The 22736-nt window shown below is 61.1% G+C and carries 21 protein-coding genes; 16 read left to right on the top strand and 5 right to left on the bottom strand.

Annotation, left to right across the window (positions count from 1 at the left end; genetic code table 11):
- Positions 1–287: 287 nt before the first annotated feature.
- From NE357_RS00415 to NE357_RS00390, 6 genes are all read left to right on the top strand, one after another.
- Positions 288–1034 carry a gluconate 2-dehydrogenase subunit 3 family protein gene (locus NE357_RS00415; protein ID WP_169428274.1) on the top strand — a complete coding sequence of 249 codons (747 nt, stop codon included), beginning with the start codon at positions 288–290 and terminating at the stop codon, positions 1032–1034.
- A 2-nt stretch (positions 1035–1036) separates the two neighbouring features.
- A complete protein-coding gene (locus NE357_RS00410; RefSeq protein ID WP_096822445.1) occupies positions 1037–2821 on the top strand; it encodes a GMC family oxidoreductase in 1785 nt (594 codons plus the stop codon).
- Positions 2822–2833: 12 nt separating this feature from the next.
- The gene (locus tag NE357_RS00405; RefSeq protein ID WP_169428273.1) at positions 2834–4135 is read left to right on the top strand and encodes a c-type cytochrome; all 1302 of its coding nucleotides are present in this window, start codon (positions 2834–2836) and stop codon (positions 4133–4135) included.
- A gap of 74 nt (positions 4136–4209) precedes the next feature.
- Positions 4210–5268, top strand: coding sequence for a PA0069 family radical SAM protein (locus tag NE357_RS00400; protein ID WP_169428272.1), 1059 nt, complete (start codon positions 4210–4212; stop codon positions 5266–5268).
- A 238-nt stretch (positions 5269–5506) separates the two neighbouring features.
- A complete protein-coding gene (locus tag NE357_RS00395; protein ID WP_169428271.1) occupies positions 5507–6238 on the top strand; it encodes a carbonic anhydrase in 732 nt (243 codons plus the stop codon).
- Positions 6239–6328: 90 nt separating this feature from the next.
- Positions 6329–7855, top strand: coding sequence for a SulP family inorganic anion transporter (locus NE357_RS00390; RefSeq protein WP_169428270.1), 1527 nt, complete (start codon positions 6329–6331; stop codon positions 7853–7855).
- Between the two features lie 137 nt (positions 7856–7992).
- On the opposite strand, the gene NE357_RS00385 is transcribed toward NE357_RS00390, so the two are convergent.
- Complete coding sequence (locus NE357_RS00385) at positions 7993–8625, bottom strand: hypothetical protein (RefSeq protein ID WP_169428269.1); 633 nt, start codon at positions 8623–8625, stop codon at positions 7993–7995.
- Between the two features lie 369 nt (positions 8626–8994).
- Between NE357_RS00385 and coxB the strand changes: the two genes are divergently transcribed.
- From coxB to NE357_RS00365, 4 genes are all read left to right on the top strand, one after another.
- Positions 8995–10122, top strand: a complete 1128-nt coding sequence (gene coxB / locus NE357_RS00380; RefSeq protein ID WP_169428268.1) for a cytochrome c oxidase subunit II — start codon at positions 8995–8997, stop codon at positions 10120–10122.
- An 82-nt stretch (positions 10123–10204) separates the two neighbouring features.
- Entirely contained in the window at positions 10205–11791 is a 1587-nt protein-coding gene (gene ctaD, locus NE357_RS00375) for a cytochrome c oxidase subunit I (protein WP_169428267.1), read from the top strand.
- Between the two features lie 126 nt (positions 11792–11917).
- Positions 11918–12469 (top strand): cytochrome c oxidase assembly protein, encoded by a 552-nt coding sequence (locus NE357_RS00370; protein WP_011331799.1) that lies wholly within the window; start codon positions 11918–11920, stop codon positions 12467–12469.
- A gap of 25 nt (positions 12470–12494) precedes the next feature.
- Entirely contained in the window at positions 12495–13382 is an 888-nt protein-coding gene (locus NE357_RS00365) for a cytochrome c oxidase subunit 3 (protein ID WP_169428266.1), read from the top strand.
- 9 nt (positions 13383–13391) lie between these two features.
- On the opposite strand, the gene NE357_RS00360 is transcribed toward NE357_RS00365, so the two are convergent.
- Positions 13392–13595 carry a twin transmembrane helix small protein gene (locus tag NE357_RS00360; protein ID WP_065260656.1) on the bottom strand — a complete coding sequence of 68 codons (204 nt, stop codon included), beginning with the start codon at positions 13593–13595 and terminating at the stop codon, positions 13392–13394.
- Positions 13596–13667: 72 nt separating this feature from the next.
- Here NE357_RS00360 and NE357_RS00355 point away from each other — a divergent pair, with 72 nt between their 5' ends.
- The 5 genes from NE357_RS00355 to NE357_RS00335 are packed head-to-tail and all read left to right on the top strand — an operon-like array spanning position 13668 to position 17576.
- On the top strand, positions 13668–14408 hold the full coding sequence (locus NE357_RS00355; protein WP_169428265.1) for an SURF1 family protein: 741 nt from the start codon (positions 13668–13670) through the stop codon (positions 14406–14408).
- A complete protein-coding gene (locus NE357_RS00350; protein WP_169428264.1) occupies positions 14374–14967 on the top strand; it encodes a hypothetical protein in 594 nt (197 codons plus the stop codon). The genes NE357_RS00355 and NE357_RS00350 overlap by 35 nt, the downstream gene beginning before the upstream one ends.
- A 10-nt stretch (positions 14968–14977) precedes the next feature.
- Complete coding sequence (locus NE357_RS00345; protein ID WP_169428263.1) at positions 14978–16057, top strand: COX15/CtaA family protein; 1080 nt, start codon at positions 14978–14980, stop codon at positions 16055–16057.
- On the top strand, positions 16045–16944 hold the full coding sequence (gene cyoE, locus NE357_RS00340) for a heme o synthase (protein ID WP_169428262.1): 900 nt from the start codon (positions 16045–16047) through the stop codon (positions 16942–16944). Before NE357_RS00345 ends, cyoE begins: the two co-directional genes overlap by 13 nt.
- On the top strand, positions 16941–17576 hold the full coding sequence (locus NE357_RS00335) for an SCO family protein (RefSeq protein WP_085647189.1): 636 nt from the start codon (positions 16941–16943) through the stop codon (positions 17574–17576). Before cyoE ends, NE357_RS00335 begins: the two co-directional genes overlap by 4 nt.
- 173 nt (positions 17577–17749) lie before the next feature.
- Here the strand turns inward: NE357_RS00335 and NE357_RS00330 are convergent, their stop codons facing one another.
- The 3 genes from NE357_RS00330 to NE357_RS00320 form a co-directional block, all read right to left on the bottom strand.
- Positions 17750–18520: a MetQ/NlpA family ABC transporter substrate-binding protein gene (locus tag NE357_RS00330; protein WP_085713035.1), complete on the bottom strand. Its 771-nt coding sequence runs from the start codon at positions 18518–18520 to the stop codon at positions 17750–17752.
- A 77-nt stretch (positions 18521–18597) separates the two neighbouring features.
- Positions 18598–19272 carry a methionine ABC transporter permease gene (locus tag NE357_RS00325; protein WP_065260662.1) on the bottom strand — a complete coding sequence of 225 codons (675 nt, stop codon included), beginning with the start codon at positions 19270–19272 and terminating at the stop codon, positions 18598–18600.
- Positions 19272–20279 (bottom strand): methionine ABC transporter ATP-binding protein, encoded by a 1008-nt coding sequence (locus NE357_RS00320; RefSeq protein WP_169428261.1) that lies wholly within the window; start codon positions 20277–20279, stop codon positions 19272–19274. Before NE357_RS00320 ends, NE357_RS00325 begins: the two co-directional genes overlap by 1 nt.
- 259 nt (positions 20280–20538) lie before the next feature.
- On the opposite strand from NE357_RS00320, the gene katE reads away from it, so the two are divergent.
- Positions 20539–22680 (top strand): catalase HPII, encoded by a 2142-nt coding sequence (gene katE / locus NE357_RS00315; RefSeq protein ID WP_169428260.1) that lies wholly within the window; start codon positions 20539–20541, stop codon positions 22678–22680.
- Positions 22681–22736: the final 56 nt, after the last annotated feature.

The raw sequence follows: 22736 nt of genomic DNA, 5'->3' as shown, positions 1-22736 counted from the left end.
AACCGTGTGGGATTCGTCAGTAGGGCCGCAGCTTGCGGGTTGTCCAGTCAAATCCCTGTGAGGCGATTGTCAAAGAAACGTGAAGCCAGGCACTTCCTTCGTCGATAATTCGGGCTTTTTTCGGCCGAATCGATTCATCCGATTGGTTAGCCTGCTACCATTTGTCACATCATGTTGCAGGCGCGTCCCCCTTTTCCGGGTCATTTCCAGCCACGTCGCAACCAACCACTTCAAAGCCGTCCTCAGAAACGGCTGATAACCATCAATGCCTGATGAGGTGCATCCCCATGTCTGATCAAGATCGAGACAACCCGCGGCGTGAGTTTTTGCGCAAATCCCTGACCCTGATCCCGGTGGTCACCCTCGCCGGCACCGGCCTGGGCAGCAGCGTGCTGCAAGCCGCCCCGCAAAGCGCACCGGCTGCGGCGCCGGCAAAACCGGGCGTCACTGACGCGGGCGTCTATCAGCCGAGTTACTTCACCGCCGAAGAGTGGGCGTTCATCAATGCCGCCGTCGCGCAATTGATCCCCAACGATGCCCAGGGCCCCGGTGCTCTCGAGGCTGGCGTGCCGGAATACATCGACCGTCAGATGAACACGCCGTACGCCGCCGGTGCCCTTTGGTACATGCAGGGCCCGTTCAACGCCGACGCCGCGCCGGAGATGGGCTGGCAGAGCAAACTGGTGCCGAAAGAGATCTATCGCCTCGGCATCGCCGCCACGGATCAGTGGGCAAAATCCCTCAACGGTAAAACATTTGCCGAGCAAGACAGCGCTACCCGAGACGATCTGCTCAAGCAGCTTGAAGCCGGAAAACCGCAATTCGACAGCGTTCCGGCGAAGATTTTCTTCAATCTGCTGCTGCAAAACACCAAGGAAGGGTTCTTCTGCGATCCGATCCATGGCGGCAATAAAGGCATGGTCGGCTGGACCATGATCGGCTTTCCCGGCGCCCGCGCCGATTTCATGGATTGGGTGGAACGCAACGAGCAATACCCCTTCCCGGCAGTTTCGATTCGCGGCGAGAGGGCGTGAGCATGGCAACGGTAATGAAGAAGGTCGACGCAGTGATCGTCGGTTTCGGCTGGACAGGCGCGATCATGGCCAAGGAGCTGACCGAGGCAGGCCTCAACGTGCTGGCGCTGGAGCGCGGGCCGATGCAGGACACCTACCCTGACGGCAACTATCCCCAGGTGATCGACGAACTCACCTACAGCGTGCGGAAAAAACTCTTCCAGGACATCTCCAAGGAAACCGTCACCATCCGCCACAGCGTCAACGACATCGCTCTGCCGAATCGCCAGTTGGGCGCGTTCCTGCCGGGCAATGGCGTGGGCGGTGCCGGCCTGCACTGGTCGGGGGTGCACTTTCGTGTCGACCCGATCGAACTGCGTATGCGCAGCCACTACGAAGAGCGCTACGGCAAAAGCTTTATCCCCAAGGACATGACTATTCAGGACTTCGGCGTCAGTTATGAAGAGCTGGAACCGTTCTTCGATTTCGCCGAAAAAGTCTTCGGCACCTCCGGCCAGGCCTGGACCGTGAAAGGCCAACTGGTCGGTCAGGGCAAGGGCGGCAACCCGTACGCCCCGGATCGCTCGAACCCGTTCCCGCTGGAAGCGCAGAAGAACACGGTTTCCGCACAGCTGTTCGGCAAAGCGGCCACAGAAGTCGGTTACAAACCCTACAACCTGCCTTCCGCGAATACTTCGGGGCCGTACACCAACCCTTACGGCGCACAGATGGGCCCGTGCAACTTCTGCGGTTTTTGCAGCGGTTACGTTTGCTACATGTATTCCAAGGCCTCGCCGAACGTGAACATTCTGCCAGCGCTGAAACCGCTGCCGAATTTCGAACTGCGGCCCAACGCCCACGTGTTGCGGGTCAACCTCGACAGCACGAAAACCAAAGCCACCGGCGTTACCTACATCGACGGCCAGGGCCGCGAGATCGAGCAACCGGCGGATCTGGTGATCCTCGGCGCATTCCAGTTACACAACGTGCGCCTGATGCTGCTCTCCGGCATCGGCAAGCCGTACGACCCGGTCAGCGGCGAAGGTGTGGTCGGGCGTAACTTCGCCTACCAGAACATGGCGACCATCAAGGCGTTCTTCGACAAGGACACCCACACCAACAACTTCATCGGCGCCGGCGGCAACGGCGTGGCGCTGGACGACTTCAACGCCGACAACTTCGACCACGGCCCCCACGGCTTCGTCGGTGGCTCGCCGATGTGGGTCAACCAGGCTGGCAGCCGTCCGATTGCCGGCACCTCCAACCCGCCGGGCACGCCGGCCTGGGGCAGCGACTGGAAACGCGCCACCGCCGATTACTACACCCACCAGGTGTCGATGGACGCTCACGGTGCGCATCAGTCCTACCGGGGCAACTACCTCGATCTGGACCCGGTGTACCGCGATGCCTACGGCCTGCCGCTGCTGCGGATGACCTTCGACTGGCAGGAAAACGACATCAAGATGAACCGCTTCATGGTCGAGAAAATGGGCAAGGTCGCACAAGCCATGGGCCCGAAAGCCATTGCCGTGCTTGGCAAGAAAGTCGGCGAACACTTCAACACCGCGTCCTACCAGACCACCCACCTCAACGGTGGCGCGATCATGGGGACCGATCCGAAGACCAGCGCGCTGAACCGCTACCTGCAGAGCTGGGATGTGCACAACGTGTTCGTCCCGGGCGCCTCGGCGTTCCCACAGGGCCTGGGCTACAACCCGACCGGGCTGGTTGCCGCGCTGACCTACTGGTCGGCGAAAGCGATCCGCGAGCAATACCTGAAAAACCCCGGCCCGCTGGTTCAGGCTTAAGGAGCGATGACCATGAAGACTCTCGTTATCGCGACCCTGGCGCTGCTCGGCAGTGCTTCCCTTTATGGCGCCGAAGTTGATCAATCCTTGATCACACAAGGCGAATACCTCGCCCGTGCCGGTGACTGCGTGGCCTGCCACACCGCCAAGGACGGCAAGCCGTTCGCCGGCGGCCTGCCGATGGAAACCCCGATCGGCACGATCTACTCGACCAACATTACTCCGGATAAAACCGGCGTCGGTGACTATAGCTTCGAGGACTTCGACCAGGCCGTGCGTCATGGCGTGGCCAAAAACGGCAGCACCTTGTACCCGGCGATGCCGTACCCGTCCTACGCCCGTGTCAGCGAAACCGACATGCAGGCGCTCTACGCCTACTTCATGCACGGCGTGAAACCGGTGGCACAGGAAAACAAGGCCAGCGACATCACGTGGCCGTTGAGCATGCGCTGGCCGCTGATGGGCTGGCGCTGGCTGTTCGCGCCGAAGGTCGAGGACTACAAACCCGCGTCGGACGATGCCGTCGTCAGCCGTGGGGCCTATCTGGTGGAAGGCCTCGGACATTGCGGCGCCTGCCATACGCCCCGGGCCCTGACCATGCAGGAAAAATCCCTGAGCGCGGCCGAAGGCAGCAGCTTTCTGTCAGGCAGTGCGCCGCTGGAAGGCTGGATCGCCAAGAGCCTGCGCGGCGACCACAAGGACGGCCTCGGCAGCTGGAGCGAAGAGCAACTGGTGCAGTTCCTCAAGACCGGCCGTAGCGACCGCAGCGCGGTATTCGGCGGCATGAGCGACGTGGTCACCCACAGCATGCAGTACATGACCGACGCCGACCTGACCGCAATCGCCCGTTACCTGAAATCGCTGCCGGCCAACGATCCTGCCGACCAGCCGCATCAATACGATGAGAAAGCTGCCAAAGCCTTGTGGAACGGTGATGACAGTCAGCGCGGCGCGTCGGTGTACATCGACAACTGCGCGGCGTGCCACCGTACCGACGGCCATGGCTACACCCGGGTGTTCCCGGCGCTGGCGGGCAACCCGGTGTTGCAATCGGATGACCCGACCTCGCTGATTCACATCGTGCTCAAGGGCGGCACATTGCCTGCGACGCACACCGCGCCGTCGACCTTCACCATGCCTGGCTTCGCCTGGCGTCTGTCGGATCAGGAAGTGGCGGATGTGGTGAGCTTTATTCGTGGCAGTTGGGGCAACAAGGGCGCGCCAGTCAAGGCCGCTGACGTCGCCGAATTGCGCAAGGACGATATGAAGCAAACCTCGAACGATGACCTCGGCCAGGTGACACAGCACAACTGACTGTTCGCCCAACGGCACTAGTCAGATCGACAGCGCCTCGATACTGTACATACAAACAGTATCGAGGCGCTGCCATGTCTACCCCTCTTCCCCCGCGCGGTCGCGGCACCGCCACCAACCCGCACAACCGCTTCGCACCGAGTCGTTCGGTGGCCGAGGACGACGGCTGGTATCAGGAAGTGCCACTGACCCAGGGCACCGAAGTCAGCTTCGAGACGGCAAAGACCATCATCACCCGCAACACCTCGCCGGACTTGCCCTTCGACCGTTCGATCAATCCCTATCGCGGTTGCGAGCATGGCTGCATCTATTGCTACGCACGGCCGAGCCACGCCTATTGGGACATGTCGCCGGGGCTGGATTTCGAAACGAAGCTGATCGCCAAGACCAATGCCGCCCAAGTACTGGAGGAACAGCTTGGCAAGAAAGGCTATCAGTGCGCACCGATCAATCTGGGTTCCAACACCGACCCGTATCAACCGATCGAACGCGAACACAAAATCACCCGCCAGACCCTCGAAGTGCTGCTGCGCTATCGACACCCGGTGACCATCGTCACCAAGGGCTCGCTGATCCTGCGCGACCTCGATCTGCTCACCGAGCTGGCGCAGCAACGGCTGGTGGCGGTGATGATCAGCCTCACCACCCTGGACGATGAACTCAAACGCATCCTCGAACCCCGCGCCGCCGCGCCCAAGGCCCGGTTGCGGGCGATCCGGGTGATGCGCGAGGCGGGAATTCCGGTCGGTGTGCTGTGCTCGCCGATGATTCCGATGATCAACGACAGCGAAATCGAGAACCTGCTGACCGAAGCCCACGCTGCCGGTGCCCAGAGCGCCGCCTACATGATGCTGCGCCTGCCGCTGGAAGTGGCGCCGCTGTTCGAGGAATGGCTTGAGGCACACTACCCGCAGCGGGCCGCCCATGTGTTGAGCCTGATCCGCCAGAGCCGTGGCGGCGAACTGTACGACAGCCGTTTTGGCGCACGCATGCGCGGTGAAGGGCCATTCGCCGACCTGCTCGCCCAGCGCTTCGCCAAGGCCCTCAAACGCCTGGGGCTCAATCACCGCGAAGGTTTCAATCTCGATTGCACGGCCTTCTGTCCGCCGGGTCGTCAGATGGCGCTGATTTAGGAACAATTGGCCTGCGGTTGAGTGGAAGGAAATACTGGCCCGGTTCACGCCAGTCATCTTTTTTGTGACCTGGAACACACGTTCTAGAGCGCTTGATTCAGTTTGAGTTAAGTTTCGGCGGTTACCTTGTTCATCGAGTGACTGATGGGTCAGGACGGCCCGGATGTTTTAAACAGCCACTGGCTTCATACCGGAATACACGGGAATGACTCCCCGAATCCGCCAAAGAGGATGAATCATGAGTGACAAGGATAAACAGCCGTTGGCTGCGTCGGCGCAAGCCGTCCCCGGGGCGGATTCCGCCGATGCAGCACTGCGACATATCGTTGACGGCTTTTTGCATTTTCATCATGAGGTCTTCCCGCAGCAGGAAGAACTCTTCAAGAAACTCGCCACGGCCCAGTCGCCACGGGCGATGTTCATCACTTGCGCCGACTCGCGCATCGTGCCCGAACTGATCACCCAGAGCTCCCCCGGCGATCTGTTCGTGACCCGTAACGTCGGCAATGTCGTGCCGCCCTACGGCCAGATGAACGGTGGCGTATCCACCGCCATCGAATACGCGGTACTGGCCCTTGGCGTGCAGCACATCATCATTTGCGGTCACTCCGATTGCGGCGCCATGCGCGCGGTACTCAATCCGCACAGCCTGGAAAAAATGCCGACGGTCAAAGCCTGGCTGCGCCACGCCGAAGTCGCGAAAACCATGGTGCATGACAACTGCAACTGCACCGACGAAAAAGAAAGCATGCCGATCCTCACCGAGGAGAACGTCATCGCCCAACTGCAGCACTTGCGTACCCATCCTTCGGTAGCCTCGCGCATGGCGAACGGTCATCTGTTCATCCATGGCTGGGTCTACAACATCGAAACCAGCGAAATCAAAGCTTACGACGCGGATCAGGGACGCTTCCTGCCGCTGGACGGCAGCCATCCGATTCCGGTGGCGACGCCCAAAGCGCGCTTCTGAATCCTCCTAAACATCCGTGTGGTCTGACGCCGGTCGCAGTTCAAGCGACCCGGCTTCGCCACGCCTGAAGAAAACTTCGGGAGAGTCATCATGCGTGCGGCTCAATTGAAAGCTGTGTTGCCACGGGAGCTGCTCGCTTCGGTGGTTGTGTTTCTGGTCGCCCTGCCGCTGTGCATGGGCATTGCCATTGCTTCGGGGCTGCCACCGGCCAAAGGTCTGATCACCGGGATCATCGGCGGTCTGGTGGTGGGCTGGCTGGCGGGTTCGCCGTTACAGGTCAGCGGGCCGGCAGCGGGTCTGGCGGTGCTGGTATTCGAGCTGGTGCGTCAGCACGGTATCGAGATGCTCGGGCCGATCCTGCTGCTCGCCGGTTTCCTGCAACTGGTGGCCGGGCGTCTTAAGCTCGGCTGCTGGTTTCGGGTCACGGCGCCAGCGGTGGTGTACGGCATGCTTGCCGGTATTGGTGTGTTGATCGTGCTCTCACAGGTGCATGTGATGCTCGATGCGTCACCGAAACCTTCAGGTCTCGACAACCTCACGGCATTCCCCGGCGCGGTGGCGCAGGCCTTGCCGTCCGTTGGCTGGCAGGCCGGGCTGCTCGGGCTGTCGACCATCGCGGTGATGTGGCTGTGGGAGAAATTCCGCCCCCATTCGCTGCGTTTCATTCCGGGCGCGCTGCTCGGTGTCGGGCTGGCGACAGGTGCCAGCCTTTTGCTGGCGCTGCAAGTGAAGCGGGTTGAAGTGCCGGCGAATCTGGCCGAAGCCATCGACTGGCTGAAACCGGCGGATCTGCTGAGCCTGGCCGACCCGACGCTGCTGATTGCCGCGTTCGCCGTGGCCTTCATCGCCAGCGCCGAAACCCTGCTGTCCGCCGCCGCAGTGGATCGCATGCACAGCGGCCCGCGTTCGGACTTCGACCGCGAACTGTCGGCGCAAGGCGTCGGCAACATGCTTTGCGGTCTGGTCGGCGCACTGCCGATGACCGGGGTCATCGTACGCAGTTCGGCCAACGTCCAGGCCGGCGCCACCACGCGCTACTCGACGATTTTCCATGGCCTGTGGCTGCTGGCGTTCGTGCTGTTGCTGTCGAGCGTGCTGCAGAGCATTCCGGTGGCGAGTCTGGCGGGCGTTCTGGTCTACACCGGTTTCAAACTGGTGGATCTGAAGGCGTTCCGTGGTCTGGGGCGTTATGGCCGGATGCCGATGTTCACCTACGCCGCCACGGCGCTGGCGATCATCTTCACCGACCTGTTGACCGGCGTGCTGATCGGTTTCGGCCTGACCCTGGTGAAGCTGGCGTTCAAGGCCTCGCGCCTGAAAATCAGCCTGATCGATCTGCCGCAGGACGGGGAAATGGAGTTGCGTCTGGTGGGCGCGGCAACGTTCCTCAAAGTGCCGGCATTGACTCAGGTGCTGGGCAGCATTCCGCCGGGCACGACGGTGCATGTGCCGCTCAATAACCTGAGCTACATCGACCATTCGTGTCTGGAACTGCTCGAAGAGTGGGGCCGGGCCAATGGGGCCAAGGGTTCGAAGCTGTTGATCGAGTCGCGTGGGTTGAAGCGCAGACTGGAAGGACGGGTGCGGACCAATACCGGGATTGGTGCGGCGGGTTAAATAATCGACCCCAAAACACAAATTCTGTGGGAGCGAGCCTGCTCGCGAAAACGTTACATCAGCCAACAGAGATGTTGAATGATCGACCGCATTCGCGAGCAGGCTCGCTCCCACATTGGATTGATGACACAAGGAAATCAGGCAGCAGGCTGATCCAGCTCCAGACCCACGCCCAGACGGCGACTCATGCACGGCCAGCGTTTCCACGCCGCACCGGTGTCCGGGCTGCTGAGTTTCTCGCGGTAGGCTTCCACCGACTCCAGCGCAAAGCTGTCGTCGTCGAGCATGCTGTCCACCGCGTGATGCACCACTTCATCGAGTTGGTTGGCAAATTCCTCACCGAGCAACTGGTGAGCAATCAGATTGGCGACCGTCATGTCCAGGGGGATCAGTGGCTGGCCGAAATGCTTGATGTACAGGTCGTTGACCTCTTCGACAAAACGGTGCGCCAGATAGGCTTCGTCCAGCAGACTGTCCAGGCCGACCGGCGGCTGGAGAAAGTACTGTTCGGCGATTTTCAGCACCGGTGTGATCTGTGACTCGATTCCCGCTTCCCTGGCGACTTCATTGGCTGCATCCAGCAGATCTGGCACTTCATCGATGTAGGCGGCGACAAAACGCGTCAGCACGCCGTTGGCGTCGGTTTCCGGCAACCGAATGGCCGGGTGCAGGTGTTGCAGTTGGCTTTCGAGCTGACGGGTCAGCTTTCCGGTTTCGATCTCGTGTTGTCGGGCTATGTGGATCTGCTCGCGCAATGCGGCGGTGTTCATGAAAACTCCAGGAAACAAGGCAATGAAATAGGGAAGACATAACTTAGCTGGCTTACGAAAAATGCTAAGACGCATTTGTCATAATTATTTCATCCTTGATGCACCGGCGTTATATCGGTTTGCCACCACTCGTCTGCATCCTTCTCCATTCGTGCCCTGGAACGCAAGTGCCAGCTGTTTCATTCGATTTACGTCCGCACATTGCATTTTTCAGCCGCTGTCTATACTCGCCATTGAATGGAGTTAGCTGATGACGCCCGACTGCCCACGCAGCAAGGCCCGGCGATTCAAGTTCGTAGTCTGATGCAGCCGCTCCCTTGCCTCTGGTGAAAGCCGGCGGGATAACAAGAACGATAAGGGGAACCCGCAATGATGCGACATCCACACGTCTGGATGGGCCTCCTGTTGTGGTCGATTTTCAGCCCGGTGCAAGCTGCCTGGACTGTGAATATGGCGCCTGGAGCGACCGAAATCAGTCACGCAGTATTCGACCTGCACATGACCATTTTCTGGATCTGTGTGGTGATCGGGATCATCGTCTTCGGCGCCATGTTCTGGTCGATGATGGTGCACCGTCGTTCTACCGGGCAGGTCGCCGCAAAATTCCACGAAAGCACCACCGTCGAAATTCTCTGGACCGTCGTCCCGCTGCTGATTCTGGTGGCGATGGCCGTTCCGGCGACCGCGACCCTGATCAAGATGTACGACACCAGTGAGCCGGATATCGATATCCAGATCACCGGCTATCAGTGGAAGTGGCACTACAAATACCTGGGCCAGGATGTCGAGTTCTTCAGCAACCTGGCCACCCCCGCCGAGCAGATCCACAACAAGGAAGCCAAGGGCGAGCATTATCTGCTCGAGGTCGACAAGCCATTGGTGCTGCCGATCGGCGCCAAAGTGCGCTTCCTCGTCACGTCTGCCGACGTGATCCACTCCTGGTGGGTGCCCGCTTTTGCGGTCAAGCGCGATGCGATCCCGGGGTTCGTCAACGAAGCCTGGACCCGCATCGACAAGCCCGGCCTCTACCGTGGCCAGTGCGCCGAGCTGTGCGGCAAGGATCACGGCTTCATGCCGATCGTGGTCGACGTCAAGGAGAAGGCCGACTACGAAAAATGGCTGGCCGACCGCAAGGCCGAGGCTGCGCAGCTCAAAGAGCTGACCAGCAAGGAATGGACCCTCGACGAGCTCAAGGAACGTGGCGACAAGATCTACCACACCACCTGCGTCGCCTGTCACCAGGCTGAAGGCCAGGGCCTGCCGCCAATGTTCCCGGCACTCAAGGGCTCGAAAATCGCCACCGGCCCGAAAGAGGCGCACCTGAGTCTGGTGTTCCACGGCAAGCCGGGCACCGCCATGGCGGCGTTTGGCAAACAACTCTCGGAAGTCGATATCGCAGCGGTCGTGACCTACGAACGTAACGCCTGGGGCAACAACAAGGGCGACATGGTCACGCCAAAAGAAGTGCTGGAGCTGAAACAGGCGGAAAGCAAATGAGCCGGTCTATTGCGTACTTCGTGAACCGGTCGGGGCAAGGCGCCCCGGCCTGCCCAGTCCACTCACTTGAAGGAGACCGGCCATGAGCGCTGTTATCGATGACCACGGTCATGCCGACCACGCCCACGGCCCCGCCAAAGGCCTGATGCGCTGGGTGCTGACCACCAACCACAAGGACATCGGCACGCTGTACCTGTGGTTTGCGTTCTGCATGTTCCTGCTCGGCGGCTCGTTCGCCATGGTGATCCGTGCCGAGCTGTTCCAGCCCGGATTGCAGATCGTCGAGCCTGCGTTCTTCAACCAGATGACCACCATGCACGGCCTGGTAATGGTGTTCGGCGCGGTGATGCCGGCGTTCGTCGGCCTCGCCAACTGGATGATCCCGTTGATGGTCGGCGCGCCGGACATGGCCCTGCCACGGATGAACAACTTCAGCTTCTGGCTGCTGCCGGCGGCGTTCCTGCTGCTGGTCTCGACCCTGTTCACCCCCGGTGGCGGGCCGAACTTCGGCTGGACCTTCTACGCGCCGCTGTCCACCACCTATGCCCCGGAAAGCGTGACGTTCTTCATCTTCGCCATCCACCTGATGGGGATCAGTTCGATCATGGGCGCGATCAACGTGATCGCCACCATCCTCAACCTGCGCGCCCCCGGCATGACCCTGATGAAAATGCCGCTGTTCGTCTGGACCTGGCTGATCACCGCGTTCCTGCTGATCGCGGTGATGCCGGTGCTGGCCGGGTGCGTAACGATGATGCTGATGGACATCCACTTCGGCACCAGCTTCTTCAGTGCCGCCGGTGGCGGTGACCCGGTGCTGTTCCAGCACGTGTTCTGGTTCTTCGGCCACCCCGAGGTGTACATCATGATCCTGCCGGCTTTCGGCGCCGTCAGCCAGATCATCCCGACCTTCTCGCGCAAGCCGCTGTTCGGCTACACCTCGATGGTCTACGCGACGGCGAGCATCGCGTTCCTGTCCTTCATCGTCTGGGCGCACCACATGTTCGTGGTCGGCATCCCGCTGGTTGGCGAGCTGTTCTTCATGTACGCGACCATGCTGATCGCCGTGCCCACCGGGGTGAAAGTGTTCAACTGGGCCAGCACCATGTGGCAGGGCTCGATCACCTTCGAAACGCCGATGCTGTTTGCCGTGGCGTTTGTGATCCTGTTCTCCATCGGCGGTTTCTCCGGGCTGATGCTGGCCATCGCCCCGGCGGATTTCCAGTACCAGGACACCTACTTCGTGGTCGCGCATTTCCACTACGTGCTGGTGCCCGGGGCGATCTTCGGGATATTCGCGTCGGCCTATTACTGGCTACCGAAATGGACCGGCCACATGTACGACGAAACCCTGGGCAAGCTGCACTTCTGGCTGTCCTTCGTCGGCATGAACCTGACCTTCTTCCCGATGCACTTCGTGGGACTGGCGGGGATGCCACGACGGATTCCGGACTACAACCTGCAGTTCGCCGACTTCAACATGGTCTCGTCGATCGGCGCGTTCATGTTCGGTGCCACGCAGATCTTCTTCCTGTTCATCGTGATCAAGACCATCCGTGGCGGCGAGCCGGCTCCGGCCAAACCGTGGGATGGCGCCGAAGGTCTGGAGTGGAGCGTGCCGTCGCCGGCGCCGTATCACACCTTCACCACGCCACCGGAAGTGAAATGAAAATCCAACCCTATGTGGGAGCGAGCCTGCTCGCGATGAACGATGACGCGGTCTGTCTGCTAGACCGTAGCGCCTGCATCGCGAGCAGGCTCGCTCCCACAAGGGCTCTCGGTAGAGACATTAATCATGGCTGACTCGATTTCGATGAAGAAGCTGGTCACCCGATTGCTCGGTGTGGTGGTGGCGATGTTCGTCTTCGGTTTTGCCCTGGTGCCGATCTACGACGTGATGTGCAAGGCGTTCGGCATCAACGGCAAGACCGCCGGGCAGTACGAGGGCGAGCAGACCGTCGATGCCTCGCGGCAGGTGCGGGTGCAATTTCTGTCGACCAACACCGCCGACATGCCGTGGGACTTCTATCCCAAGCATGACGAACTGACGGCCAACCCCGGCGCGGTGAACGAGATGATCTTCATCGCCCGCAATCCCACCGACAAACCGATGAGCGCGCAAGCAGTGCCAAGCATCGCGCCGAGCAATGCGGCGGCGTATTTCCACAAGACCGAATGCTTTTGCTTTACCCAGCAGGTGCTGCAGCCCGGTCAGCAGATCGAGATGCCGGTGCGTTTCATCGTTGACCGCGACATGCCCAAGGACGTGAAGCACCTGACGCTGTCCTACACGCTGTTCGATATCACCGCCCGACATCCTCCGGTGGCTGCAAACACTGGCGGTTAAGCGTGCCCGATAAGGAGAACAATAAATGGCAACTCATGAGCACTACTACGTCCCGGCCCAGAGCAAATGGCCGATCATCGCGACCTTCGGTATGGTCATCACGGTCTACGGCCTGGCCACCTGGTTCAACGACCTGAAGGCAGCGCGCCCTGAATCCCACGGCCCGCTGATCTTTTTCGTTGGTGGCCTGTTGCTGGCGTACATGCTGTTCGGCTGGTTCGGCACGGTGATCAAGGAAAGCCGCGCGGGGTTGTACAGCCCGCAGCTGGACCGCTCGTTCCGCTGGGGCATGAGCTGGTTCATTTTCTCCGAGGTGATGTTCTTCATCGCCTTTTTCGGCGCACTGTTCTATGTGCGGCACATCTCCGGCCCGGCGCTGGGCGGCGAAGGCACCAAAGGCATCGCCCACATGCTCTGGCCGAACTTCCAGTTCACTTGGCCGCTGTTGCACACACCGGATCCGAAACTGTTCCCGCCGCCCAAGGAAGTCATCAGCCCCTGGGGCCTGCCGCTGGTCAACACCATCCTGCTGGTGAGCTCCAGCGTGACCATCACCATCGCTCACCACGCCCTGAAGAAAGGCCATCGCGGTGCGCTGAAACTGTGGCTGGCGATCACCGTGCTGCTGGGTTGCGGCTTCCTCGCCTTGCAGGCCGAGGAGTATATGCATGCCTATCACGAACTGGGCCTGACCCTCGGTTCGGGGATCTACGGCGCGACGTTCTTCATGCTCACCGGGTTCCACGGCGCCCACGTGACCATCGGCACGATCATCCTGTTCGTGATGCTGATGCGCATCATGAAGGGCCACTTCGACAACGAGCACCAGTTCGGCTTCGAAGCTGCGAGCTGGTACTGGCACTTCGTCGATGTGGTGTGGATCGGCTTGTTCATCTTCGTTTACGTGCTCTGAAGGACAGAGCTACCAGGGCGCATGCGACACCAGTTGGCCGCTGTAGAAACCCCAGGCAATCAAGCCGACGGTGCAAGCGGCCAATGCCACCCGAACACTCAAGGCGATGACCAGGCGATTTGAACTGCTGTCGTCCTTGACCAGGAAAAACAGGCCGCTGAACAGGCTGATCACCGTGGCAATCAGCATCAGGACGATCGCTGCTTTGAGCATGGGAAGAACTCCGGGGGAACAAGCGATGCAGTTGAGTATAGCGATCGCGTTCACTGATTTTCTGGCGCGACCATGAAGCGCTTCCGGCCGGGCGTCGTGCCGACGCTGGTGGTCGCCTTGCTGCTGCCGCTGCTGATTTCGCTGGGCTTCTGGCAACTGGGCCGGGGCGCGGAGAAAACCGCCCTGCTCGCCAGTTACGCCGAACGCCGCGCCGCCGAGCCGATGGCCAGCACCGAACTGCTGCACAGCGCCGATCCGGCCTTTCGCCGGGTGCATCTGCACGGTCAGTTCGATGCGGCGCACAGCCTGCTGCTGGACAACCGGCAGCGGGACGGCAAGGTCGGCGTCGAATTGCTGCAACCGTTTCAGGATCAGCGCAGCGGCCAATGGCTGCTGGTCAATCGCGGCTGGCTGCCCTGGTCGGACCGGCGCATTACCCCGCAATTCAAGACACCGGCCGATGCCGTGAATGTCGATGCCTGGGTGTACGTCGCCCCCGGCGCGACCTTCCAGCTGCACGCCGACCCGGTCAGCAGCACCTGGCCGCAAACCGTCACCGCCGTCGAACCGGCCAAATTGTGGAAAACCCTCGAGCGCGACGGCTTCGCCTATGAATTGCGCGCAGAACCGGGTCCCGCCAGCTATCAGGCCGACTGGCCCGTAGTTGCCATGGGCCCGGAAAAACACCTCGGTTACGCCGTGCAGTGGTTCGCCATGGCCACCGCCCTGTTCGGTCTCTACATCTACCTCGGATTGCACAACGCGAAGGAGAAACACCATGGGAGCGGCCATGAATCCACCCAGCATGTCTGAAGCCAAAGCCCCGGCCGGTCGCCGCCGCGGACGCATTCAACTGCTGCTGATCGTGCTGGGCGTCGTCGGCCCGATGATCCTCGCCACCGGCATGTACAAGCTGCAGTTCTGGGTGCCGGACGGTCGCAGCTATCACGGCGAACTGATCGGCAACGGCCAGAGCCGTGCCGACCTCGGCGTGACGGCTGACGAAGAACGCTGGCAGATGTTGGTGACCGCGCCGAAAGACTGTGCGGTGGATTGCCAGCAACTGGTGTACCTGGCGCGGCAGATCCAGATCGGCCTCGGCCGCGATGCCGGACGCGCCAGCCACGCCCTCGCCGCCGCACAGCCGTTGAGCGCCGACTACGAAGCCAAGCTGACCCGTGAATATCCGCAACTGCAACGTTACCCGCTGGATTCCGCCGCGTTCAGCAAGGCGACCGGCGACAAGGCCACGCCGCAACTGTGGATCATCGATCCCCACGGCAACCTCGTGCTGCGCTACGACCCGAGCGTCAAGGGCAAGGATCTGCTCAACGACCTGCGCCACCTGCTGAAACTGTCGAACATCGGATAAGGGCATCGTCATGGCCAAACCTGGATTTCGCCTCGCGCTGTTTGCCACCCTGCTGGCACTGATCGTGGTGCTGCTCGGCGCCTACACCCGCCTGACCCACGCCGGCCTCGGCTGCCCGGACTGGCCGGGCTGCTACGGGTTTATCAGCGTGCCGAAAAGCGAAGCCCAACTGGCCCATGCCGAACTGCATTACCCCGACTCGCCAGTGGAAGCGCACAAAGGCTGGAACGAGATGATCCACCGCTACTTCGCCGGCACCCTGGGCCTGCTGATTTCGATTCTGGCCGGGCGGGCGTGGGTCAATCGGCGGCATCCGGGGCAACCGCTGAAACTGCCGCTGTTTCTGCTGGCGGTGGTGTTCGCTCAGGCGGCGTTCGGCATGTGGACGGTGACGCTCAAGCTCTGGCCGCAAGTGGTGACCGGGCATTTGCTCGGTGGTTTCGCGACCTTGAGTCTGCTGTTTCTGCTGACGTTGAGATTGTCCGGCGTGCTGCCGGCGCTGACCGTGCCCAAGCGTCTGCAATATTGGGCGACTGCCGGCCTGTTGCTGGTGATCGGTCAGATTGCGCTGGGTGGCTGGGTCAGTTCCAACTATGCGGCGGTGGCCTGCATCGACTTCCCGACCTGCCACGGTCAATGGTTGCCGCCGGCGGATTTCGCCAATGGCTTTCACCTGACCCAACATATCGGCCCCAATTACCTCGGCGGACAACTCGACAGCGATGCGCGCACGGCGATTCACCTGACCCACCGCATCGGCGCGTTGCTGGTGACGGTCGCCCTGCTCGGTCTGGCCTGGCAACTGAAAGTGGTGGGCATGACCCGACTGGCCGGGCTGGTGCTGATCGCCCTCGCCGCGCAGATCACCCTCGGCATCAGCAACGTGCTGTTTCATCTGCCGCTGCCGGTGGCCGTGGCGCACAACGCCGGTGGCGCGGCGCTGCTGCTGACCATGGTGCTGGTCAACTATCACGCGCGAACCAGTCTGGTTCGGGTCAAGCAGCCGATGCTTGTGCGCTGGCGTCTGAGCCCGCGTAAACAGTCGGCCGCGCCCATCACGATAAAAGGAGAGACGCCATGGCGGTTCTGATCGGCGAACGTCACGGACAGGCGATCTGGCGTGATTACCTGGAGCTGACCAAACCGAAAGTCGTGGTGCTGATGCTCATCACCTCGCTGGTCGGCATGTTCCTCGCGACCCGCGCCGGGGTGCCGTGGACGGTGCTGGTGTTCGGCAACCTGGGGATCGCGCTGTGTGCCGGCGGCGCGGCGGCGGTCAATCACGTGGTGGACCGGCGCATCGACGCGGTCATGGCTCGTACCCACAAACGGCCGCTGGCCGAGGGTCGGGTCTCGCCTGCCGCTGCACTGACGTTTGCACTGGTGCTGGCGCTGCTCGGCCAGGCGTTGTTGCTGACCTTCACCAATCCGCTGACCGCGTGGCTGACCCTGGCCTCGCTGCTCGGCTACGCGGTGATCTACACCGGTTTCCTCAAACGCGCTACGCCGCAGAACATCGTCATCGGCGGCCTCGCCGGCGCCGCCCCGCCGCTGCTCGGCTGGACCGCTGCCACCGGTCACGTCAGCGCCGAACCGTTGCTGCTGGTGCTGATCATTTTCGCCTGGACCCCGCCGCACTTCTGGGCGCTGGCGATCCATCGCAAGGAGGAATACGCCAAGGCCGACATTCCGATGCTGCCGGTCACCCACGGCGAGCACTACACCAAGGTGCACATTCTGCTGTACACCTTCGCCCTGCTGGCGGTCAGCCTGCTGCCGTATGTGATCCACATGAGCGGCCTGCTGTACCTGATCTGCGCGCTCGGGCTGGGCGCAAGGTTTCTGCAATGGGCCGTGGTGCTGTACCGTGGCACCCGGCCGCACGCGGCGATCAACACCTTCAAGTACTCTATCTGGTACTTGTTTCTGCTGTTCATCGCCCTGCTCGTAGACCACTACTTACTGTTGAACCTATGACTCGAACCCAGAAAACCGTCTTCATCCTCGTCGCCGTGATCGCGCTGATCCTCGGCCTGACCGTCAACAAAGTGCTGAGCGGCAAGGGCCAGGGCGACCCGACCGCACTGATCGACGCCGGCATCATCCTGCTGCCGCAGAGTCGCAACCTGCCGGACGTGACGATGACCAATCAGGACGGCCAACCGGTTACGATCAACGAGCTCAAGGGCAAGTGGAGCCTGCTGTTCTTCGGCTACACCTTCTGCCCGGACATCTGCCCGACCACCCTCGCCCAACTGCGCCAGATCAAGAGCGAGCTGCCGAAGGATGCTGTGGACAAGTTGCAGATCGTGCTGGTCAGCGTCGACCCGAACCGCGACAACCCTGCGCAGTTGAAGCAGTACCTGGGCTACTTCGATCCACAGTTCATCGGCCTGACGCCGAAATCGATCGAGGAGCTGCAGAAGGTGGCGAACGCAGTGAGCATTCCGTTCATTCCGGCGGACACCAGCAAGCCGAATTACACGGTGGATCACAGTGGGAACCTGGCGGTGATCGGGCCTGATGGTACGCAGCGTGGGTTTATTCGGGCGCCGTTGAATAATGCCAAGCTGGTGGCGCAGTTGCCGGTGATGCTGAACCGCAAGTAAGAACAGCACTGTTCCAATGTGGGAGCGGGCTTGCTCGCGAATGCGGTGTGTCAGTCGACCTATGTTTATCTGACCCACCGCTTTCGCGGGCAAGCCCGCTCCCACAGGGGATGTGTTTTGGGGACAAAAAAGGGGACGCCAGTGGCGTCCCCTTTTTCGTTGCGGCGTCCGAATCAGAACGCCGGCAATACCGCGCCTTTGTACTTCTCGGTAATGAATTTCTTCACTTCCGGGCTGTGCAGGGCGGCGGCCAGTTTCTGCATGGCGTCGCTGTCCTTGTTGTCCGCGCGGGACACCAGGATGTTCACGTACGGCGAGTCGTTGCCTTCGATAACCAGCGCGTCCTTGGACGGATCCAGCTTGGCTTCCAGCGCGTAGTTGGTGTTGATCAGTGCCAGGTCGACCTGGGTCAGCACACGCGGGATGGTCGCGGCTTCCAGTTCACGGATCTTCAGGTCTTTCGGGTTTTCAGCGATGTCCTTGACGGTCGACAGGATGTTTTTCGAGTCTTTCAGTTTGATCACGCCCGCCTTGTCCAGCAGCAACAGCGCACGGCCGCCGTTGGTGGCGTCGTTCGGGATCACCACGTTGGCACCGCCTGGCAGGTCTTCGATTTTCTTGATCTTGCTCGAGTAGGCGCCCAGCGGCTCCAGGTGTACGCCGGTCACGGCAACCAGGCTGGTGCCCTTGGCCTTGTTGAACTCATCGAGGTACGGCTGGTGCTGGAAGAAGTTGGCATCCAGACGCTTTTCAGCCACCTGCACGTTCGGCTGGATGTAATCGGTGAAGACCTTGACCTTCAGATCCACGCCCTCTTTGGCCAGTGCCGGCTTCACGAATTCGAGGATTTCCGCGTGCGGCACCGGGGTGGCGGCAACGGTCAGGGTTTCAGCGTGAGCCGAAAAAGCGGCTACGGCAGCGAAAGCAGCGATCAGTTTTTTCATTCAGCTAACTCCTTTTGAGATGCCCGTGTGGCACCTGCCAGCGAATGGCCGGCTCATTTTTTGATTACCAAACCGGGTTATTTGCGCGAGAAATGTACGACCAGTCGGTCGCCGACCATTTGCAGCACCTGCACCAGAATCAGCAGCAACACCACGGTCACGATCATCACGTCAGTCTGGAAACGCTGATAGCCGAAACGGATCGCCAGGTCACCCAGGCCACCGGCGCCGACCACACCGGCCATCGCCGTGTAGGAAACCAGTGTAATCGCCGTCACCGTAATCGCTGCGAAGATGCCCGGACGGGCCTCCGGCAGCAAGGCGTTCATGATGATCTGGCGAGTGGTCGCGCCCATCGACTGGGTCGCTTCGATGATGCCGCGATCGACTTCACGCAGAGCGGTTTCCACCAGCCGCGCGAAGAACGGCGTTGCACCCACCACTAGCGGCGGAATCGCACCGGCCACGCCCAGCGAGGTGCCGGTGATCAGCACGGTGAACGGGATCATCACGATCAACAGAATAATGAACGGCAGCGAACGCAGGATGTTCACCACCAGCGACAGCAGCGCGTACACGCCTTTGGCTTCGAGCAACTGACGCGGGCTGCAGAGGAACAGCAGCACGCCCAGCGGCAGGCCGAGCAACACAGTGAACAGCAGCGAACCGCCGAGCATCATCATGGTGTCGCCGGTGGCCAGCCAGATTTCGTACCAGTCGATATTGGTGAAGAAACTCATCAGGTCTGCCATTAGCGCAACACCTCCATGTGAACGTCAGCGGCGGTGAAACGGGCGAACGCCGCGTCCATGTCGCCACCGGTGACGGCGAGGGTCAATTGCCCGTAAGGAATGTCTTTGATGCGGTCGATACGACCGGCCAGGATGCTGTAGTCCACGCCGGTTTCCCGGGCGACGGTACCCAGCAACGGCGCGTAGGTCGCTTCGCCCTGGAAGGTCAGACGCACGATGCGGCCCGGCACGTGAGCGAAGTCATCGCGCTGCTCGCTCTCGTCGATCTGCTCGTCTTCCTGAACGAAACGCTTGGTGGTCGGGTGCTTCGGATGCAGGAACACCTCGGCCACCGAACCTTGTTCGACGATCACGCCGGCGTCCATCACCGCCACCTGATCGCAGACACGGCGAATCACGTCCATCTCGTGAGTGATCAGGACGATGGTCAGTTTCAGCTCGCGGTTGATCTCGGCCAACAGTTGCAGGACCGACGCCGTGGTCTGCGGGTCGAGAGCGCTGGTGGCCTCATCGCACAGCAGGATTTTCGGCTTGGTCGCCAGGGCGCGGGCGATGCCGACGCGCTGCTTCTGGCCGCCGGACAGCTGTGCCGGATACTTTTTGGCGTGATCGGACAGACCGACCCGCGCCAGCAACTCGGCCACACGCTGGTCGATCTCGGCGCGGGACAGTTCACCGGCCAGGGTCAGCGGCAGCGCGACGTTGTCGGCCACGGTCTTGGACGCCAGCAGGTTGAAGTGCTGGAAGATCATCCCGACCTGCTGGCGGAAACGGCGCAGGCCGTTGGCGTCCAGTGCGGTGACTTCTTCACCGTCGACAATGATCTTGCCGCCACTGGAATCTTCCAGGCGATTGATCAGACGCAGCAGGGTACTTTTCCCCGCGCCGGAATGGCCAATCAGGCCGAACACCTGACCGTTCTCGATGGAGAAGCTGGTCGGGTGCAGCGCAGTGATGTCCTTACCGGCGACGCGGTAAGTCTTATGGACGTTTTGAAACTCGATCACGTAGCGAACCTTGTGGGGCGCGTTGGAAAAGGATCAGCGGTTAGCCGGGCGCGCATTTTAGCCTGTCCGTATAGAGGTTCTTAGCATTTATTTCGCAATTAACCTTCGATTTGGCAATAACAGGACTAAAGGTCATAAAAAAGGAACGCCCAAAACCCTCGTCAGTCACTAGATAAGCGACTTGAAAACCCTGGGTGCCGTGCCCGGGAAACACTCAAGCGTCCCGGAGAAATTCGGGACAGACAGGAGTTCACGACTGATGAGTACGAAAAAACCTGCCACAGACAAAAGCCAGATGGCCGGCACCGACACCCCGGATCGCGCCAACACCAACGCCAAACTCGACAGCCTGGAAAAATTCCGTTCCGACGCCACCGGCCAGGCCCTGCGCACCAATCAGGGCGTGAAGGTCGCGGACAACCAGAACACGCTCAAGGCCGGGCCTCGCGGACCGTCGCTGCTGGAAGACTTCATCATGCGTGAGAAAATCACGCACTTTGACCATGAGCGGATTCCCGAACGCATCGTCCATGCCCGCGGCACTGGCGCCCATGGGTTCTTTCAGAGCTACGAGAACCATTCGGCGCTGACCAAGGCCGGTTTCCTGCAGGATCCGGGGAAGAAAACCCCGGTGTTCGTACGTTTTTCCACAGTGCAGGGGCCTCGTGGCTCCGGCGACACCGTACGTGACGTACGCGGTTTTGCCGTGAAGTTCTTCACCGACGAAGGCAACTTCGATCTGGTCGGCAACAACATGCCGGTGTTCTTCATTCAGGACGCGATCAAGTTTCCCGACTTCGTTCACGCCGTAAAACCCGAACCGCACAACGAAATACCTACGGGCGGCTCAGCTCACGACACCTTCTGGGACTTCGTGTCGCTGGTGCCGGAATCGGCGCACATGGTCATCTGGGCCATGTCCGACCGGGCCATTCCGAAAAGCCTGCGCAGCATGCAGGGCTTTGGCGTGCACACCTTCCGGCTGATCAACGCCGAGGGCAAATCGCGCTTCGTCAAATTCCACTGGCGCCCTACCGCCGGGACCTGTTCGCTGGTGTGGGACGAGGCGCAAAAACTTGCGGGCAAAGACACCGACTACCATCGGCGCGATCTGTGGGAAGCCATCGAAATGGGTGACTACCCGGAATGGGAACTTGGCGTACAGGTCATCGAGGAGGAAAACGAGCACGACTTCGATTTCGACATTCTCGACCCGACCAAACTGATCCCCGAGGAAATCGTGCCTATCACGCCGCTGGGCAAGATGACCCTCAACCGCAACCCGGACAACTTCTTCGCCGAGACCGAGCAGGTCGCGTTCTGCCCCGGCCATATCGTACCGGGCATCGACTTCTCCAATGACCCGCTGCTGCAAGGCCGGCTGTTTTCCTACACCGACACGCAGATCAGCCGACTCGGCGGGCCGAACTTTCATGAGTTGCCGATCAATCGCCCGGTGGCACCGTTCCACAACGGCCAGCGCGATGCCCAGCACCGCACGGTGATCGACAAGGGCCGGGCCTCTTATGAACCCAACTCCATTGATGGCGGCTGGCCGAAAGAAACTCCGCCGGCTGCACAGGACGGCGGGTTCGAGAGCTACCCGGAACGCATCGACGCCAACAAGATCCGCCAGCGCAGCGAGTCGTTCAGCGATCACTTCTCCCAGGCGCGGCTGTTCTTCAAGAGCATGAGCAAGCACGAGCAGGAACACATCATCTCGGCCTACAGCTTCGAGCTGGGCAAGGTTGAGCGGGAACACATTCGTGTGCGGGAGGTGAACGAGATTCTGGCCAATATCGATCTGGAACTGGCCAAGCGTGTGGCTGCGAATCTTGGTCTTCCGGCGCCAGCCAAAGGCACGGTCGAGGTGCGCAAAACATCTTTGGATCACTCACCGTCCCTGAGCCAGGCCAACCTCTTGCCGGAGAATATCAAGACGCGAAAAGTGGCGATTCTGGCGGCAAACGGCGTCGATGGTGCCGCAATTGATGCAATGAAGAAGGCTCTGGCGGCAGAAGGTGCACACGCCAAGCTGCTCGGCCCGACTTCGGCGCCGGTGAAGACGGCCGATGGCAAAAGCCTGGCGGTGGATGCGTCGATGGAGGGTTTGCCATCGGTAGCGTTCGACGCGGTGTTCGTGCCGGGTGGCGCGGCGTCGGTCAAGGCATTGAGCGGTGACGGCGTGGCGTTGCATTACCTGCTGGAGGCGTACAAACACCTGAAGGCGATTGCGCTGCATGGCGAGGCCAAACAGTTGCTGGACGTGCTGAAGCTGGAGGCGGATGCGGGGTTGCTAGAAGGCAAGGATGTTGGCGCGCTGACCAAGCCATTCTTTGCTGCGATCGGGCAGCATCGGGTTTGGGATCGTGAGGCGAAGGCCAAGGCGATTCCGGCTTGATAGTTTTGTAATGTCTGAAATAGTCATCGCGAGCAGGCTCGCTCCCACAGGAATCA

It is taken from the genome of Pseudomonas sp. G7(2022) (assembly GCF_052660475.1).
Note: the sequence above shows the minus strand (reverse complement) of the source record. Positions and strands in the feature narration are given on the sequence as shown.